Here is a 16291-nt window from a genome sequence, read left to right on the forward strand (position 1 = left end):
TGTTGCACCGACGGGTCTGAATCACCCTAAGATTCCATGGGGGTCGAGGATTTCTTGACGGACCGGGAGGGGAGTTCCATGCCCGAACAAGAAACACCACTCGCGCAGTACCGCCGCCCGGACGGCGTCGTGCCCGAGCGACGCTCGTGGCGCACGATCGTCGGCGCCGCACGCGGTTTCACCCGCAGGGGCAAGCGCATGTACGAGACCTTTTACCTTGCGTCCCTGGAAATCTCGATACCCGCCACCCCGCGCCTGTTCCACCAGGTTCGCGCTCATCCGGAGGGCGCCAAGGTCCTGAAAGACAAGCCCGACCTGCTGGCGCTGCTGCGCGACGACGCCTACCTGGCATCGTTGCCGATCGGCACCGTCGGGCACGCCTACCGCTCGTTCCTGACCACCAACAGGCTCGACGCGGGAGTGTTCGACGAGGCCGCCGTCGTACGTCCTTACGCCGAGTCGCGCAACTGGCATGAGGACTACTACTACTTTTTGCTGCGCTGCAACACGGTGCACGACCTGCAACACGTCATCACCGGTTATGGCCCGGACCTGGCCGGTGAGATCATCGGCATCGGATTCCAGTGCGGCCAAAACGAACCCGCCGGGGCGCTGGAGCAACTCGGCTTGGCCGTAGCGGCCAGTCTCCCGGGCGCTCCGCTACGGCACAAGTTGCGGGTCTACCGGCAGGCGGTCGACCGTGGCCGCCGCGCCGACAAGATCATGGCCGCACCGTGGGAACAACTCCTCGACAAACCCCTCGACGAAGTCCGCGCCCGACTCGGGGTGACCCCGACGCGGGAGGCGCATCCCGATGGCGTGTGGTTCACCAGATGGACCCCGCCGGGAATGCGGCCGGCGACGCGGTGGGATTACGACGAGATCGTGGCCCGGGAACTCACCTGATGCCGACAATCGCACGTACGTCGAGTAAGGGCCGCCCGCCCGGACCCGGATTGCTGCGGATGGGCTCCTGGTGCCTGCGGCACGGACCGAATCCATTTGCGTTGGTGCCCAAGATCGCTGACGAGTTCGGCGACGTGGCGGACATTCCACTGCCGATCCCGGGCTGGACGATGACCATGCTGAGTCATCCCGACCACGTCGACTACGTGATGGTCCGCAACCACACCCGTTACCTGCGCAACGAATTGACCGCCGACCTGGTCCCGGGCGAACCGGACGTGTTGCCCGTCCTGGAAGGCGAGGAATGGAAGCGGTGGCGCCGGGTACTGAACCCGTTCTTCACCGAGAGCTCGCTGGCGGCGCTCAGCGATGCGATGTCGGCGGCGGTCGCTGCGGGTATGGAGGCCTGGGCGCAGTACACCGCCTCCGGGCAGTGGATCAATCTGGAACAGGAACTGGGCATGGTCGTGATGGATTCGCTGATGCGGTCCATGTTCAGCTCCGCACTGGAGCCAGAAGCGCTGAGCCGCTACGTCGTTGCCGCGCGGAATGTCGGCGCCTACACGATCAGTCGTGCCTTCCTGTCGTCCTTCCCGAAGTTCCTGCCGCGCCCCTTCGAGCGACGCGGCGAGGCGGCGCAGGCCTTCATGCTCGGCGAGCTGGACAAGATCATCGCCCGGCGCAGCGCCGACGGTCCGCGGCCGGTACCCGACGTCTTGGACGCGCTGCTGGGGATGTCGCTGGAATGGCCCGCCGACACGCGCTATCGCAGGCTTCGCACCGAGTTGTCTTCGCTGGTGTTCGCCGGCTTCGAGACCACCGCGGAGTCGGTGTCCTGGACCCTCGCGCTATTGCACAGTAATCCAACAGCTTTCGCGCAAGCGTACGCGGAGGTCGACGCGCTGGGCGGCGCCCCGATCAAGTACGCACACCTGGAGCGGCTGCCGTATCTGCGCGCCTGCTTCGACGAAGCGTTGCGGATCGCGGCGCCGATGGGCGTGCTGCGCACCACCAACGAAGACGACGAGATCGACGGATACTTCATCCCGGCGCGCTCGCACGTCCTGATATCGCCGTACCGGCTGCACCGGGACACGCGATTCTGGAGGCGGCCAGAGCAATTCGAACCCGGCCGCTTCCTGCACGACAAGATCAACCGGAACGCCTACATTCCGTTCAGCATCGGGCCACGCAAGTGCATGGGTTGGCGAATGGCCTACATCGACGGGGTGATGACGTTGGCCGCGATCCTGCAGCGCTACGAGTTCGAGTTCCAGCCCGGCTGGACTCCGAAGCCCAAGCTCCGAATCTCCACCGCGCTGGCCGACGGGCTTCCCGTTCGCCTCGTGGCCAGATGAATGGCCCAGGCGCGCTTCACGTCAGGATTACCGTGGCACCTCGGGCCGGCACCGGACTGATCCCGCCGCGCCGCACCCGTTCGGGTCGCTCGTCGGCGGGTCGCACCTCGCATTGATCGAACAGCGCGGCAATGATCTTGCGCATCTCGTATTCGGCGAATGCCTCGCCGATGCAACGGCGTACGCCCCCGCCGAAGGGAATCCAGGTGTAGGTGCCGCCGCGCTTCTCCAGAAAGCGCTCGGGCCGGAATTGCTCGGGGTCGGGGTAGATCTCCGGCCGCCGGTGCATCAGATAGATCGACGGCATGATGTTCACCCCGGCGGGCAGCGGCACGCCGCCGATACGCAGCGGCGCTTTGAGTCGCCTGGATACCACCGATATCACCGGCCGCAGCCGCAATGTCTCCTTGACTACGGCGTCGAGGAATTGCTCTTGGCCGGAACGGATTTCGGCGGCGAGTCGGGCATGATGATCGGGGTGGCGGATCAGCCGTTCGACGGCCCAGGCCAGCGCGGTCGCCGTGGTTTCGTGTCCCGCCAACAGCAGGGTCATCAGTTCGTCACGCATCTCGACATCGCTCATCGGCCGGCCGTCTTCGTGTCTGGCCTGCAGCAGAACCGAGAGCACGTCCGAGCGCTCCTGGAGGTCGTCGGCCCGGCGTCGTTCGGCGATCTCGGCGTAGAGCAACCGGTCGACCCCGAGAAGCAGCCTGCGCACCAGCTCCGCCCGGATCCGCTGGGGTCCCAGCGCCACCAGGAACAGTTGCGTCGAGACGCCGGAGGTCCTGGTGAAAATCCGCATCATCTCGGTGCGCAACCGATCCAGCCGCTTACCCTCGCTGAGCCCGAACACGGTGTGCAGGATGATTTCCAGCGTCAGGGCCTGCATCCGCGGATGCAGCCGGACCGGCTTGCCGCGCGGCCAGCTCGCGATCTCGGCCTGAGCGACACTGGTCATCTTGTCGGCGTAGGACGTCAAATGGTTGCCCCGGAACGGCGGCATCAGCAGGCGGCGCTGCTGCCGATGCGCGTCGTCGTCGAGCAGCAGCAGCGAGTTGGTCCCGAGCGCCGGCACCAGGATGTTTTTCCCTTCCCCCGCGTGCAGGAGTTCGGGCGGGCCGGTGAACACTTCCTTCACCACGTCCGGATGCGACACCATCACCCACGGACACTCGCCGGCGAGCCGCAAGGTGAACATGTCGCCGTAGCGCGCGGCCGACCGCTGCATGAATTCCCAAGGGCGGGTTATCCATGCGGCGGTTTGAACAGCAACCGGAAGCCGCGGCCCGGGCGGCAACGCATCGATACTCACCGCGCCCGCACCCACGCCCGGCGATACGCCAATGCCGTCATGGCCGACGACTCTACCGTTTGTCCGCCCGGCCCGGTCGAGCGTGTTGTACCGGCGGTTGTCCAATTGCGTCCTGCCGCAACATTTGTGCGTCTGCGCATTGTCGTGGTGCGTCGGTCGGGACTAAGATTTGGTTTCGGCGAGGAGCGCGGATGGACCGGACCGGACGCGCTGGGGACCAGAAGGGCCGTGGTGGACATACCGTTCGTTCTTATTTCGCACGAGTACAACACAATTCCCGGATGCCCGATTCAGTGTCCGCCCGGCAGAGCAGCTTTCGCCGGATGAAGGTCGCTCCCGCCGACTTGGTCTTCCGGCTGAGCTACAGCCGTTTCGTCCTGAAACATTCGCCGAAATACCACTATCCGTGGTTGACCCGTCGTATCGGCACCGACCACGACGTGACCTTCCTCAGCGCCGGCTACGAGGAAGATCCCCCGCTGGGTCTGCCGCTGGACGCGGCCGACGAGCCGGATCGTGCCTGTATCCAGCTTTATCACCGCACCGCCACCCAGACCGACATCGGCGGCAAGCGCGTGCTGGAGGTGGGCTGCGGGCACGGCGGCGGGGCGGCCTACATCGGTCGTTACCTGAACCCGGCCACCTACGTCGGGCTGGACCTCAATCCCCGCGGTATCGCGTTCTGCCAACGGCAGCACCGGGTGCCGGGTGTCGAGTTCGTTCAAGGCGATGCCCAGGACCTGCCGTTTCCCGACGAATCCTTCGATGCGGTGGTCAATGTCGAATCGTCGCACGGGTATCCGGACTTTCCGGGATTCCTCGACGAGGTGGCCCGCGTCCTCACCCCGGGCGGCCATTTCCTCTACGCCGACTTCCGCAACCGCAACCACGTCGCGAAATGGGAAGCCCAACTGGCCGCCGCCCCGCTGGAGATGCTGACCCGGCAGGACATCAACGCCGAGGTGGTCCGCGGGTTCGACCAATGGTGGGTTTCGCCGAAGACCCGCGAAGTGTTCAAACGCGTAGTGCCGGCGCCGCTGCGCGGTGCCATCAAAGGGGCGATGGGCGCGCCCGGTCCGGGACTCTACCGTGCCGTGCAGGATGGGACCCTGTGCTACCGGATCGACGACTTCGTCAAACCGTGAGTGTCTACCGGGGCCGGTCCGGGCGGCTTGAAATACCTTTGCCCGCTTGCTGTTTCGGTGACCGCAACCGGGCCGTTTGCTAGGGTTCGAACATGGGTGTGCTGTTTCGCGTTGCGTTCAACCCGCTCGCCTTCCGCATTTCGGCGAAGTTCATCTACCCCCTGGCCACCCGGTGGATGGAAGCAGACGACGTAGCGTTCTTCAACTTCGGTTATGAAGAAGATCCGGCGATGAACGTACCGCTGCAGGAGGTCGACGAACCGAATCGCGCGTCCATCCAGCTGTATCACCGGGTCGCCGCCCAGACCGACATCGGCGGCAAGCGGGTGCTGGAGGTCGGCTGCGGGCACGGCGGCGGCGCCTCCTATCTGACCCGCTACCTGCACCCGAAGTCCTACACCGGGATGGACCTGAATCCGCGCGGTATCGAACTATGCAGACGACTGCACGAAATCCCAGGACTGGACTTCGTGCAGGGCGACGCCCAGGACCTCCCCTTTCCCGACGAATCGTTCGACGCGGTGCTCAATGTCGAGTCCTCACACTGCTATTCGGATTTTCCGGGGTTTCTGCGCGAGGTGGCCCGGGTGCTCACGCCGGGCGGGCATTTCCTCTACGCCGACATCCGCAACCGCAGTCACGTTCCAGCCTGGGAAGCCGATCTGGCCGCGGCTCCGCTGACCGTGATCGCCGAACACGACATCCATCGGGAAGTTGTGCGTGGGCTCGAGAAGCTCTGGAGTGCAACGGAAAAGAACAATCTGGTGGATCGCCGCACGCCCGCGGCTTTCCGCGGACTGGTCAAGCTCGGCGCGGGACGACTGCACGAAGCGCTGGACAGCGGCGAAGTCTCCTACCGGATGTACGATTTCGTCAAACCGCATCCATCAACTCTTTGAGCGCGACGGGGAAGCCCTCCGCGAGATCCCATAGGTCGGGCAGCAATTCGGGACACGAGATCAACCCGAAGTCGATGCTGCCGTTGAGTGAGGCCGCGGTGACGTTCAGCCCTGCACCGTTCATCGCCGGGCCGAACGGGTAGTTCGCGATGATCCTCGCACCGAGGAGTTGTTCCTGCACGCCGACCACGTTGGACAACGACACGTTGTAGACGGGGCGTCGGCCGCTGAGACCGATCAGCGTGTAAAGACGCATGATCGCCGGCGGCAACCCCGGAGAGAACTGCGCGACATCGATCAGCAGGGTCGATCCGATTGCCGAACTGTGTTCCTTGGCAATCGCGCTCGAAGCGGCGATCGCCCGCAGCCGTTCCCCCGGATCGCTGATGTCGGTGTGCAGACTCGACCATATCGGCGCGAACTGGTTACGGCTGGGACTGCTCTCCTCGTAGACCGACATCGGGATCAACGAGATCAGCGGGGCATCCGGCAGAGCGGATCTGGCGAGTAGGAACTCGCGCGCGGCACCGGCCACCACCGCCAACAGCACGTCGTTGACCTTGACCCCGAACCGGTCCTTGACGGCCTTGACGTCCTGCAGGTCCAGCCGGGTGTAGGCAATGGTCCGCCGCTCAGTGAGGTTGCCGTTGAACGGGATTCGCGGAGCCGTGAACGGTGCCGACATCGCCCGTCCGCGCGCGACCCGGACGATGGTCCGGAGCAGGGCCAGGAACATCGCGGGCACGACGCGAGAGACCAGATACCACGGTCGGCGGACTAATCGCGCCAACCCGTCGACCGCGATCTGTCGCCTGCTGATGTCCCCGAAGCCCTCGACGTGATGCGCCGGTGCCGTAACCGCATCCGCCGCATACAACTGAGCCCACAGATTCCCAGCAGTCAAGCCGTCGGCGAAGACGTGGTGCGTTCGGATGACGGCGGCGATCCGAGTCTGCGCGTCGGCCCCCGACACGCCTTCTACCAGCGTGATGTCCCAGAGCGGTCTGGAGCGGTCCAGCGGGGTGGCGGCCAAATGCGCTACCACGTCGGACAATTCACGGCGACCACCCGGGGCGCGCAACTCGATGCGGTGCACGTGCCGATCGATGTCGAAGTCGAAATCCTCCACCCACACCGGGGTATCCAGATTCAGCGCGCTGTCGGCCAGTTTCGCGCGGAACTCCGGCAACGCGTGGGTCCGCTGCGCCAGCATGTCGCGGAATGCTTCGAAGCTGTATCCCTGCGGCATGGTCGAAGTGTCCAGTTCCGCAAGCGAACACGCGTGCATGGGCTGCACCGAACTTTCGAACAACAGCATGGTCGCGTCGAACCCACCGAGCCTGTGCACGCCTGACTCCTAGGTCTGAGTTGCGGAAACGCCGGCAGCAGCCATGGATTGACGGGCCACGTTGTCCGCCACCTCGCGGGTCCACACCGAGACGGGGTAGCTGGTATCGAGTTCGTACTCGAAGCGCGCCGTCATCTCCGGCGTGATGTCGGCGACGTCGACGTAGAACTGCGAATACCAGCGACGCAACTGGCTGATCGGGCCGTCCTCGTCGCACAACAGCGGATCGTCGATCTTGGCCTTGTGCTTGAAGATTTCGATGTCCTGCTCGAACCCGGCCGTGACGCCGTCGGCGACCATATGGGCGAGTTTGGCGGTGGTCTGCTCGTCGAGGCCCTGCGGTTTCTGCACCGAGACAGCGGAATGCACCATGAACGAGTCGTGGTCCACGGGGTAGTGAAAGGCGATCAGGATCGCCTCGGTGCGATAACCGCTGTAGTTGTTGTGCAGAAATGTGACCACGTAAGCCGGTCCGTAGTAAGACGATTCGCTCTGCAGGACAGACTTCGCGAACCCCGGTCCCAGGTTTGTGTCACCGCGACCACGGTTGGTCAGGTACTGACTGGCGACGTGTCCCTCGAACACATTCTTGAAGCGGGTAGGAAACCCGTCGTGGACATAGAAGAAGTGCGCGGTGTCGGCCAGGTTGTCGACGATCTCGCGGCTGTGCGAATTCTCGATCAGCCAGCCCTTCACCGACCAGTCGGTCCAGTCATCGGTCGAGACTTCGTCGATGCGAGGAATCTCCACGTCCGCAGGTGGGGGATTGCCCTCGTGGTCGTGCCACACGAAAAGCAAACCGTTGCGCTGGCAGGTCGTCCACGCCCGCGTGCGAGCGAGCTTCGGGACGCGTTTGGCGTACGGCACCAACTCGCAGCGACCGGCACCGTTCCATCGCCAGTCGTGAAACGGGCATGCGACCGCATCGCCTTTCACCGAACCACGACTCAGGTCGCCGCCCATGTGGCGGCAGTAGGCGTCGAGGACGCGCAACTGACGGCGGCTGTCCTGGAACACCACCAGCCTGGTGCCGAACGCGTCGACCGCGTGCGGCTGGCCGTCGCTGAAATCCCGTTCCAGGCCCAGGCAATGCCAGCCCCGAGCGAATCGTGCCGGTATTGCCCATGTCTCGGCTTCACGCACCTTTGCCCCCCGGACGAACTGCGCAGACAGATCGGTCTCAGCTTTAGACGCGATGCTGAGCACCCTCTCAGCATCAACCAGTCAAGCACCCTCGGGGAACGAACGCAATAAATGTGGCTCGGGGTAATCCACAACTTCTGCGAGACAACGGTTTTCGAGACCGCGCGAAGCTAGCAACCCCGGAAGTGGGCCCGGCGACGCTCGACGAACGACCGCACGCCTTCGGCGGCGTCCGCGCTGGCGAACAACTCGGTGACCACGGGCCGCAGCCGCTCGATGGCAACGGCCTCACCTTCGGCGCGGGCAAGCTGCGCGGAGGCCAGCGTGGCCCGCACTCCCAGCGGCGCGGCGTGCTCGGCGATGGTCCGGGCGATCTCGCGGGCCCGCCCCAACGCGGCCGCGCCGTCGTCGGCCACCTCCTGGACCAGACCGATGCGGTGCGCTTCGGCGGCGTCGAACTCGTCGCCGGTGAGCAGCCAGCGCATCGCGTTGCCCCAACCCGCTTCGCGGGGCAGCCGGATGGTCGCGCCGCCGAACGGATAGATGCCGCGCTGCACTTCCAGCTGCGTGAACCGGGTTCCGGCGGCGGCGATGCGGATGTCGGCGGCCAGCAGGAGCTCGATGCCCAGCGTCATGCACCAGCCGTGCGCGACGGCGATCAGTGGAGTGGTCCAGGAGCCGTCCAGCCGCCACGGGTCGCGCCCGTCCTCGGGCATCGGCGATTCCCCGGCGGCGATGCCCGGGCCGACGTCGACCAGGTCCAGTCCGGCGGTGAAATGCTCGCCGTGGGCGAACAGTACGCCGGCGCGCAGCTCGTCGTCCGATTCCAGCAGCGCGTAGGCACGGGACAGGTCGGCGAGCAATGCCCGGTCGAAGGAGTTGCGCTTGTGCGGTCGGTTCAGGCCGATCAGCAGGACATGGCCATCCCGCTCGAGAGACACGGTTGTCATCGGCCCATTGAACGGTAGTTTTATGGATTATGCAATAGTACATAGAGACATTACTGATTCTTTCCAACTGGATGCGGCGTAAGTCACAGTTAGATAGTGAGCAGTTGCTTACTAAACGACCGTCTTATATGATACTTAACATATTCATGGGCCACAGCCTCCAACATGCGGGCGACAGGGCGCATGAGAGCACTGCCGGGAGAAACCATGTGGATTATCGAGCTCAACATCGCCGGCCTCCGATACAAGCGTGAGTTGCCCGACCTGCGTCGCAGACGGCCCCGGCTCACCCCGCGCCACCTGCACTGGGCCTCGGGCGGACCCGCACCCGAGCCGTCGCACGCCGCATGACGCCGGCCACCACGAAGCGGGGCGGCACCCGGGACAAAATGCTGGTCAGCGCCGCTGAAGTGATGCGTGAGCGCGGCGCCGCCGGGGTCACCATCGACTCCGTACTCGCCCGCAGCGGCGCTCCGCGGGGTTCGGTGTACCACCACTTTCCCGACGGCCGCAACCAGATCCTGACCGAGGCGCTGCGTTACGCCGGCGACTCGATCACCTCCGTCATCGACCGCGCCGCCGAGCGTGGCGCCCGCGCCCTGCTGCGCGAGTTCGTCGAGTTCTGGGAACATCTGCTCAACGAGGGCGGATTCACGGCCGGCTGCCCGGTGGCCGCCGCCGCGCTCGGGTCAGCCGACGACGAACTCGAACTGAAGGCCGAGGCCGGCGAGATCCTGGACCGCTGGTGTGGCGCGATGACCCGCGCTTTCGTCGCCGACGGTTTTGACGAACACGGCGCGGCGTCGTTGGCCGTGACGTCGATCGCCGCCCTGGAAGGCGCCATCATGCTGTGCCGCTCGACGCGCACCGCGACACCCCTGCGCGAGGTCGCCGATCAGCTCGAATTCCTGTTCAAGGCAAGGGAATTCGTGCGCCGCACCGGGTTGGGCGAGCAGCGCTAGTCAGTCGCTGGCGGGCAGCGGCTTGACCTCTTTGAGCGCCAGTTTGGTCTGGCCGACGCTGAGACTGCCCTGGCCCGGTTTGGTGACGAGCAACTCGGCACCGGTTTCGTCGACGTAGCGCTTGCCCATCACGCTGCCGTCGGCGAACTCCGGGTCGATCTCCCCCGAACGCTCACCACCCATCTCGACCATCGGTGCGCCGCCGCAGCGCAGGTCGTCGAGGCTGTCGGCGCTGCGGACGACGATGACTTGGGTGTCACACACCTGGCTGGCCAGGCGGGTTCCGTTCTTGATCATGATTGCGCCCCTGCTAGGTTTTCGATGATCTCCCGGCGAAGTATCTTGCCGGTGGCGGTGGTCGGCAGCTCGTCGCGAAACACTACTCGATCCGGAGTACGCGACCCCCGCAAACTCTTTCGGACATACTCGCGCAGTTCGTCGGGGTCGGGTTCGGCACCGGCGCGCGGCACCACCACGGCCACGATGGCCTGGCCCCACTGCGGATCCTCGACCCCGACCACGGCCACGTCGTGCACGTGCGGATGCTCGATCAGCACCTCTTCCAGCTCGGCGGGCGCGATGTTCTCGCCACCGCGGATGATGGTGTCGTCGCTGCGGCCGCCGATGAACAGGAAGCCGTCGTCGTCGAGGGCGGCGATGTCCTTGGTGGGGAACCAGCCGTTCTCGTCGAGCACCGAGCCGATCCCGGTGTAGCGGCCCGACACTTGGTCGCCCCGCACGAACAGCTCACCGGTTTGGCCGGGTCCCAGCACCGTGCCGTCCTCGTCGCGGATCTGCAGCTCGATGCCGGGCACCGGCCGTCCCACCGAGCCCAGTCGCCTGGCCACTGCGGGATCGGTGGCGCTCATCGCGTCCCGATGGTCGTCGGGGGTGAGCACGGCGATCGTCGAGCTGGTCTCCGTCAGGCCGTAGGCGTTGACGAATCCGACTCCCGGCAACAACTCGAGGGCCCGGCGGACCAGTGGTAGCCCCACCTTCGAACCGCCGTAGGCCAGGTTGCGCAACGCGGCCGGGCGATGCTTGCCGGTCTCCAGCACGGTCACGATGCGGTCCAGCATGGTCGGCACCACCGTCGCGGTGGTGACCTTCTCGTCGTCGGCCAACCGCACCCACTCGTGGGCGTCGAAGTTGGGCAGGTACACCATCTTTCGGCCCGCGTACAAGTTGGACAACGCGGCCCCGACGCCGGCGATGTGGTAGGGCGGCACGCAGATCAACGCGGCGTCCTCGGGTGCGGCCGACTCGAATTCCACCGTCCCCATCACGTAGCTGGTCAGGTTGTTGTGGGTGAGCTCGACGGCCTTGGGCGCCGACGTGGTGCCCGAGGTGAACAGCACGATCGCGACCGAGTCCGGATCGGCGAATTCCGCGGCGGGCTCTGCGGTGCGGGCGGCGGCCACGAAATCGTCGGAGGTGACCAGCCGCTTCGACCCGTCCCCGAGCATCTCCCGGTAGCGCTCGTCGACGACCACCAGGGGGTCGGGCAGCCGGTCGATGAGGGCGTGGATGCCGTCGGCGGACAGTCGGTAGTTGATCGGGGTGAAGGCCAAGCCGGCGCGGGCGCTGGCGAAGATGAGCAGCGGCAGCATCGCGCCGCCAGTGCCGACGTAGACGACGTGCTGGGCGCCCGATGTCGCGATGACGCCGGCGCCGCCGTCGGCCAGGTCGCTGAGCTGCTGCGTCGTCAGGCGCAGCTCGCCGGATACCACGGCGGTGCGGTCAGGGTTGCTCGACGCAGCCATCTCGAGAAGCAACGAAACGCTCATCCTCGATCCTTCTCCGCAGCCCCGCCCTTTACAAATCTTGCCCGTAGTGTAACTGATGGGTGCCAGGGGCCCCCGGCCGCGGGTCGCGGGTGCTCAGGTACCCGTCCAGCGCGCCGGGCGCTTCTCGGCGAAGGCGATGGCGCCTTCCTTGGCGTCGTTGGAGGCGAACACCGGACCCAGGATCTTGGTCTGTTCGGCGAACATCGTCTCGCGGCTCCAGCTGCGCGATTCCACGATGATCCGCTTGGTCGCGGCCACCGCCAGCGGTCCGTTGGCGGCGATCTTCTCGGCCAGCTCCACCGCGGCATCCAGCGCGCCACCCGGTTCGGCCAGCACGTTGACCAGACCCAACTCGTGCGCGCGCTCGGCCGAGACGCTGTCACCGGTGAGCGCCAACTCCATGGCGATGGCATACGGGATGCGCTCGGGCAGCCGCAGCAGTCCCCCGCCGCCGGCCACCAGACCGCGCTTGACCTCCGGGATGCCGAACGCCGAATCCCGCGCCGCCACAATGAGATCCGTGGCCAGGGCCAGCTCGGTACCGCCGGCCAGGGCGTAACCCTCGACCGCCGCGATCAGCGGCTTGTCCGGGGGTCGCTCGGTGAAGCCCATGCCGCGGCCTTCGACGATGGGCAGTTCGCCGCGGGCAAACGCCTTGAGGTCCATGCCCGCACAGAACGAGCCGCCGGCACCGGTGAGGATCGCCACTGACAGGCCGGCGTCGCCGTCGAGACGGTCCATGGCGTCGGCAAGCCCGTGGGCCACGGCGGTGTTGACGGCGTTCTTGGCCCGGGGCCGGTTGATGGTGATGATCAGGATCCGGTCGCGCTGTTCGACCAGGACCTCGGGTTCGTTGGCTTCGTCGCTCACAGTGCAGATGGTAGCCGCCGGTGCGCGTGACGAATCGGCCGGTGTGTGTAACGTCGGTTCAGGCCGGCGCCATCGCCTCCGGGACGACGGTCAGTTCCTCGGAAATCCCTGCGGCCCTACGTATTTCGACGAACTCGGCGATCATCGCCCCGGTCACCTCGTGCGGGTCTTTCAGGGTCGATCCGTCGGACAGGACCGAGATGTTGAGTTGGTCGACGTAGCTCCACACGGTGATGTTGAGGCCGCTGCCGGCGGTCAGCGGGCCCACCGAGTAGATCTCGGTGACCAGCGCGCCGCCCACCTGGCCGCGGGTGCGGGGCCCGGGCACGTTGGAGATGTTCAGGTTCAGCACCTTGTTCTGCCCGTCGCGGCCCGACAGCCACCGGAACATGGCTTCGGTTGCCGTGGGCGGCCAGTAGGCGGCCCAGCGGCTGATCAACTCCGGTCCCAGCAACTGGTGGCTCTCCTTGGCCGAGACGGCGTTGTCGTGGGCGGCGCGCACCCGTTCCAGCGGGTCGTCCAGGTCGGTCGGCAGCACCACCATCATCCCGCTGAACTGGTTACCCGAGATCCGTTCCGGGGAGAAGTCATAACTGACCGGCACCGACGCCAGCAACGGCTCGGCCTTGCCGTCGTAGCGCAACAGCAGGTTGTGCAGGGCGCCGCTGGACATGGCCAACACCATGTCGTTGATCGTCGCGCCGAGTTTCTTACCGGTCTCCTTGACGTCGGCCAGCGCCAGTGTGGCGGTGGCGAACCTGCGCTCCGGGGTGATCTTGTGGTTCATGAACGACGGGGGCGGGTCGATCGGGCGGGTGAGCTTGGTGGAGAACTTGTACGAGCTGCTGCGCACCCGCCGGATGCCTTGGGCGGTGTAGGCGAAGGTGCCCGGGATGCGTTTGATGTGGCGCATGTGGTCGACGAACGCCGTGCTGATCAGTTCGCGCCTGGTGGGCGCCGGATCGGTTGTGTAGGAAGAGCTTTGCGGGGTCGGCATCATGTCCATGCCGTGCGCCATCAGGTTCGCCGAGGCGACCCCGTCGGCCAGGGCGTGATGGATTTTGAGCACCACCGCGATCCGGTCGTTGGCCAGGCCCTCGACGAAGTACATCTCCCATAGTGGCCGGGTGCGATCCAGCGGTGTGCTGGCGATCTCGCCGATCGCCTCGTCGAGCTCACGACGGCCCCCGGGGGCACTCAGCTGCCACGGCCGGACGTGATAGGTGAAGTCGACTTCGCAGTTCTCCCGCCACATCGGGTGATGGAATTTGAACGGGACGTCGATCAGCTGATAACCCAGCGGTACCAGCTTGTCCATCCGGCTGGCGATGACCTGGCGGAAGGCGTCGACGGTGAATCCACGTCTGTCCGGGTCCAATTCGATGATCGCGACTTTGATGGTGTGCATGTGCACATTCGGCGTCTCGCTGTACAGCAGCACCGCGTCCCAGCCGGTGAGCCGTTTCACCGCAGTCCCCTCTTCATTGAGTGAGCGTAGCGCTGTCAGATGACCTCTTGGGCGAACTGCGTGCGGGTGCGGTGCACCTGGTTGAGGAACAACGCCGTGGCGTGCGCCATCGCGCCGGCACGGTGGCCGTCGAGCATGTCGAAACCGTGGCCCGCCCCCGGCAACTCCACGTAACTGACCAGCGAGGCCGACACCGAACGCAGCCGCTCGACGAAGCTGCGGGCCTGAGCCACCGGGATCACACTGTCCCTGCTGCCGTGAATCACCAAGAACGGCGGCGCATTTCGGTGCGCGCGCGCCAGCGGCGAGGCGTCCCGGAACACCTCGGGGCGACGGTCGATCGAGCGCTGCACCACCACGCGCTCCAGGAACTGGACGAACCGCTCCCGCTCGGGAGTGGAACGATCCTCCCAGCAGTAGCGCCCGTAGATCCCCACCACGGCGTCCACCGAGCTGTCGGCACCTTCGGGCAGCGGGGCCTGGAAGTTCGGGTCGTTGGCGGTCAGCCCGGCCAGCGCGGCCAGATGCCCACCCGCCGAACAACCTGCGACGGCAATGAAATTGCGGTCGCCGCCGAACTTGTCGACGTTGGCACGTGCCCAGGCGATCGCGGTCTTGACGTCGGTGATGTGCTTGGGCCAGCGGTTGTGCGGCGAGACCCGGTAGTTGATGGCCAGGCAGACCCAGCCCTGCTCGGCCAGCCGGGACAACAGGGCGGTGCCCTGCATCGTGGTGCTGCCGTGCACCCAGGCGCCGCCGGGCACGAAGATCAACACCGGGGCGGGCGAGACAGGCAGATCCGCACGGCGCCACACGTCGAGCTTCTGGGCGGGATTGTCGCCGTAGTGCACGCCACGGCGGTGCAGGAACCGGCTGCCGCGCAGCGCCGCCCAGACCGGCGGCGTGCGGTCCGCGACGGGCCACTCCAGGTCCAGTTCGGCCGCCGACACCGTGCCGCGCAGGGCCGCGATGGACACCTCGTGGGTGCTTTCCCGGTCCTGTCGGCGTACGTCACCACCGCCGGAGGAAAACCAGCTCTTGGCTGATTCCGACACGAGTTCCGGCGCGATCCGCATGCCCCACACGCTCATGGCCGCGACGGTGCCCAGCGGCTCGAGGCGTTTGCCGATCACCGGCAGCGATGCACTTGCGCGGGTCAATGCCAGCAGCCGGTCCGCAGGACTGGCGCGCAGGAACCGCTTGACGCAGGATTTGGACTGTCCAGTCGCCGTCATGGAGGGGAGCGTACCCCTACCGCCGGGTAATAACCCAGCATTCCCGGGGGGTCGCGGTCGGGCAGCGGAAAACATCGAATCCCTATCTTTTCTGAGCCACATCGAATCTCTGCAGCCGAAGTTCGACTGAAAACCTACCGACCTGCAAATCTCGGCGCGACAGAGTGCGGCGAGATTGTGCGGCAACGGATCCGGGTCATCTCAGCGTCAACGTCGCGACCGCTCGCCCGCCGATCACCGAGACCCCGGTCAGGCTGAAACCGACCTGCGCGGCCAGCGCTGCGGCGCTGTCCACCCCGACCGATGCCCAGCGGAACCACGGCCCGACCTCGCGACCCGACTCCAGTCGGACCCGGCGGCCCTGGACGCCGATGGCGCGGACGTCGAACTCGGCGACGCAGCGACCACCGCGGCGCAACAGCTGCGCGGCCCGGCCCAGAATGCGGCGCGGATCCCCGCCCAGGCCGACGTTGCCGTCCACCAACAGCACCGTCTGCCAGCGCCCGATGCCGGGCAGTGGATCGAACACGTCGCCCAGAATGGCCGGGGCACCGCCACAAGCGGCCAGCCGGATCGCCGTCGCCGACCGGTCGATACCCAGCGCGGGGATACCGAGCTGAACCAGCCGCGCCACCAATCGTGCCGGGCCGCAACCCAATTCGATGGTCGGGCCGTCACACATCCGGGCGACCGCGTCGTCGAACGCGTCGTCACAAGCGTCGGGAACCCGGTCGCTGAGCCAACGCTGGGCCGGCAGCTGACACACCTCGCCGTCGTCGTCGTCGTGGCGGATCCAACATCGCTCACCACCGAGCGCACGGTCGTACAGTTGCCCCAGCATCGTCACGCTCCTCGCACTCGCTCGACCACGTCGCGCGAAGACGCGCCGCTCGCCGGCAACATCCGCC

16 protein-coding genes are annotated in these 16291 nt (G+C 66.3%); 6 read left to right on the forward strand and 10 right to left on the reverse strand.

Annotation, left to right across the window (positions count from 1 at the left end):
• Positions 1-78: 78 nt before the first annotated feature.
• Both AC5Y46_RS18840 and AC5Y46_RS18845 read left to right on the forward strand, forming a co-directional pair.
• Positions 79-906 carry a Coq4 family protein gene (locus AC5Y46_RS18840; protein WP_499992483.1) on the forward strand — a complete coding sequence of 276 codons (828 nt, stop codon included), beginning with the start codon at positions 79-81 and terminating at the stop codon, positions 904-906.
• On the forward strand, positions 906-2264 hold the full coding sequence (locus AC5Y46_RS18845; RefSeq protein ID WP_499992484.1) for a cytochrome P450: 1359 nt from the start codon (positions 906-908) through the stop codon (positions 2262-2264). Before AC5Y46_RS18840 ends, AC5Y46_RS18845 begins: the two co-directional genes overlap by 1 nt.
• Before the next feature lie 16 nt (positions 2265-2280).
• Here the strand turns inward: AC5Y46_RS18845 and AC5Y46_RS18850 are convergent, their stop codons facing one another.
• Complete coding sequence (locus tag AC5Y46_RS18850) at positions 2281-3591, reverse strand: cytochrome P450 (protein WP_499992503.1); 1311 nt, start codon at positions 3589-3591, stop codon at positions 2281-2283.
• Between the two features lie 266 nt (positions 3592-3857).
• On the opposite strand from AC5Y46_RS18850, the gene AC5Y46_RS18855 reads away from it, so the two are divergent.
• Both AC5Y46_RS18855 and AC5Y46_RS18860 read left to right on the forward strand, forming a co-directional pair.
• On the forward strand, positions 3858-4721 hold the full coding sequence (locus AC5Y46_RS18855) for a phthiotriol/phenolphthiotriol dimycocerosates methyltransferase (protein WP_499992485.1): 864 nt from the start codon (positions 3858-3860) through the stop codon (positions 4719-4721).
• Positions 4722-4813: 92 nt separating this feature from the next.
• Entirely contained in the window at positions 4814-5620 is an 807-nt protein-coding gene (locus AC5Y46_RS18860) for a phthiotriol/phenolphthiotriol dimycocerosates methyltransferase (protein ID WP_499992486.1), read from the forward strand.
• On the opposite strand, the gene AC5Y46_RS18865 is transcribed toward AC5Y46_RS18860, so the two are convergent.
• The 3 genes from AC5Y46_RS18865 to AC5Y46_RS18875 form a co-directional block, all read right to left on the reverse strand.
• Positions 5595-6968 carry a WS/DGAT/MGAT family O-acyltransferase gene (locus tag AC5Y46_RS18865; protein ID WP_499992487.1) on the reverse strand — a complete coding sequence of 458 codons (1374 nt, stop codon included), beginning with the start codon at positions 6966-6968 and terminating at the stop codon, positions 5595-5597. The two genes, AC5Y46_RS18860 and AC5Y46_RS18865, sit on opposite strands and share 26 nt — an antisense overlap.
• Positions 6969-6977: 9 nt before the next feature.
• Positions 6978-8141: a 3-ketosteroid-9-alpha-monooxygenase, oxygenase component gene (locus AC5Y46_RS18870; RefSeq protein ID WP_499992504.1), complete on the reverse strand. Its 1164-nt coding sequence runs from the start codon at positions 8139-8141 to the stop codon at positions 6978-6980.
• Positions 8142-8281: 140 nt separating this feature from the next.
• Positions 8282-9061, reverse strand: coding sequence for a crotonase/enoyl-CoA hydratase family protein (locus AC5Y46_RS18875; protein ID WP_499992488.1), 780 nt, complete (start codon positions 9059-9061; stop codon positions 8282-8284).
• A 207-nt stretch (positions 9062-9268) separates the two neighbouring features.
• Here AC5Y46_RS18875 and AC5Y46_RS18880 point away from each other — a divergent pair, with 207 nt between their 5' ends.
• Positions 9269-9412 (forward strand): hypothetical protein, encoded by a 144-nt coding sequence (locus AC5Y46_RS18880; protein ID WP_499992489.1) that lies wholly within the window; start codon positions 9269-9271, stop codon positions 9410-9412.
• Entirely contained in the window at positions 9409-10023 is a 615-nt protein-coding gene (locus AC5Y46_RS18885; protein ID WP_499992490.1) for a TetR/AcrR family transcriptional regulator, read from the forward strand. Before AC5Y46_RS18880 ends, AC5Y46_RS18885 begins: the two co-directional genes overlap by 4 nt.
• Here AC5Y46_RS18885 and AC5Y46_RS18890 read toward each other — a convergent pair whose 3' ends face one another.
• From AC5Y46_RS18890 to AC5Y46_RS18915, 6 genes are all read right to left on the reverse strand, one after another.
• The gene (locus AC5Y46_RS18890; RefSeq protein WP_499944029.1) at positions 10024-10320 is read right to left on the reverse strand and encodes a hypothetical protein; all 297 of its coding nucleotides are present in this window, start codon (positions 10318-10320) and stop codon (positions 10024-10026) included.
• Entirely contained in the window at positions 10317-11810 is a 1494-nt protein-coding gene (locus AC5Y46_RS18895) for a class I adenylate-forming enzyme family protein (RefSeq protein WP_499992491.1), read from the reverse strand. Before AC5Y46_RS18895 ends, AC5Y46_RS18890 begins: the two co-directional genes overlap by 4 nt.
• A gap of 93 nt (positions 11811-11903) precedes the next feature.
• Positions 11904-12680, reverse strand: a complete 777-nt coding sequence (locus AC5Y46_RS18900) for a crotonase/enoyl-CoA hydratase family protein (RefSeq protein ID WP_499992492.1) — start codon at positions 12678-12680, stop codon at positions 11904-11906.
• Positions 12681-12738: 58 nt separating this feature from the next.
• Complete coding sequence (locus AC5Y46_RS18905) at positions 12739-14148, reverse strand: WS/DGAT/MGAT family O-acyltransferase (RefSeq protein ID WP_499944032.1); 1410 nt, start codon at positions 14146-14148, stop codon at positions 12739-12741.
• Positions 14149-14183: 35 nt separating this feature from the next.
• Positions 14184-15383 (reverse strand): alpha/beta hydrolase fold domain-containing protein, encoded by a 1200-nt coding sequence (locus tag AC5Y46_RS18910; RefSeq protein WP_499992493.1) that lies wholly within the window; start codon positions 15381-15383, stop codon positions 14184-14186.
• Between the two features lie 196 nt (positions 15384-15579).
• Positions 15580-16224, reverse strand: coding sequence for a class I SAM-dependent methyltransferase (locus AC5Y46_RS18915; protein ID WP_499992494.1), 645 nt, complete (start codon positions 16222-16224; stop codon positions 15580-15582).
• Positions 16225-16291 lie beyond the last annotated feature (67 nt).

The sequence above is a fragment of the Mycobacterium sp. NGS59 genome (assembly GCF_059812345.1).